At 61.5% G+C, this 1,490-nt stretch carries 1 protein-coding gene; it reads left to right on the top strand.

Annotated elements, in window-relative coordinates; translation table 11 throughout:
* Nucleotides 1-1,490 (top strand): formate--tetrahydrofolate ligase (locus ACR0K1_RS25580; protein WP_480852318.1); only part of this gene is annotated, 1,490 nt, incomplete at both ends.

Genomic DNA, 1,490 nt, shown 5'->3' with positions numbered 1-1,490 from the left:
CCGATCCAGGAAATCGGTGCCAAGCTGGGCATCTCCAGCGACGATCTGCTGCCTTACGGCCACGACAAGGCGAAGGTCAGCCAGGACTTCATCAACTCGGTGCAGGACCGCGAAGACGGCAAGCTGATCCTTGTCACCGCGATCAACCCGACCCCGGCGGGTGAGGGCAAGACCACCACCACGGTCGGTCTGGGTGACGGTCTGAACCGCATCGGCAAGAACGCGATGATCTGTATCCGCGAAGCCTCGCTTGGCCCGAACTTCGGCATGAAGGGCGGCGCTGCAGGTGGCGGTTACGCGCAGGTTGTTCCGATGGAGGAAATGAACCTGCACTTCACAGGTGACTTTCACGCCATCACCTCGGCCCATTCGCTGCTGTCGGCGATGATCGACAACCACATCTACTGGGGCAACGAGCAGGAAATCGACACCCGCCGCGTTGCATGGCGTCGTGTGGTCGACATGAACGACCGTGCGCTGCGTCAGATCACGGCGTCTCTGGGCGGCGTGTCGAACGGCTACCCGCGTGAGGCTGGCTTTGACATCACCGTGGCGTCCGAGGTCATGGCGATCCTGTGTCTGGCCAATGACCTGAAGGACCTGGAAAAACGTCTGGGCGACATCATCGTTGCCTATCGCCGCGACAAGACCCCGGTCTACTGCCGCGACATCAAGGCCGAAGGCGCGATGACCGTTCTGCTGAAGGACGCCATGCAGCCGAACCTGGTGCAGACACTGGAAAACAACCCGGCCTTTGTGCACGGTGGCCCGTTCGCCAACATCGCACACGGCTGTAACTCGGTCATCGCGACCAAGACCGCGCTGAAAGTCGCGGATTATGTTGTCACCGAAGCCGGTTTCGGGGCCGATCTGGGTGCAGAGAAGTTCATGAACATCAAGTGCCGCAAGGCGGGCATCGCCCCGTCGGCTGTGGTTCTGGTTGCCACCGTGCGCGCGATGAAGATGAACGGCGGCGTCGCCAAGGCCGATCTGGGTGCGGAAAACGTCGATGCTGTGAAATCGGGCTGTGCCAACCTGGGCCGCCACATCGAGAACGTCAAATCCTTCGGCGTGCCGGTTGTTGTTGCCATCAACCACTTTGTCACCGACACCGACGACGAAGTGCAGGCGGTCAAGACCTACTGCGCCGAACACGGGGTCGAGGCGGTTCTGTCGCGCCACTGGGAACTAGGCTCGGACGGCTCGGCGCCGCTGGCGGAAAAGGTTGTCGAAATCGTCGAAAACGGCGCCGCGAATTTCTCGCCGATTTACCCTGACGACATGCCGCTGTTCGAGAAGATCGAAACCATCGCCAAGCGCATCTATCGCGCCGACGAAGTTCTGGCCGACAACAAGATCCGCAACCAGCTGCGCGAATGGGAAGAGGCCGGATATGGCAATCTGCCGGTCTGCATGGCGAAGACCCAGTATTCGTTCTCGACCGACCCGACCCTGCGCGGCGCGCCCACCGGCCATTCGGTTCCGGTGCG

Source organism: Ruegeria sp. F5, from assembly GCF_056533845.1.
This window is presented reverse-complemented; position numbering and strand designations above follow the sequence as displayed.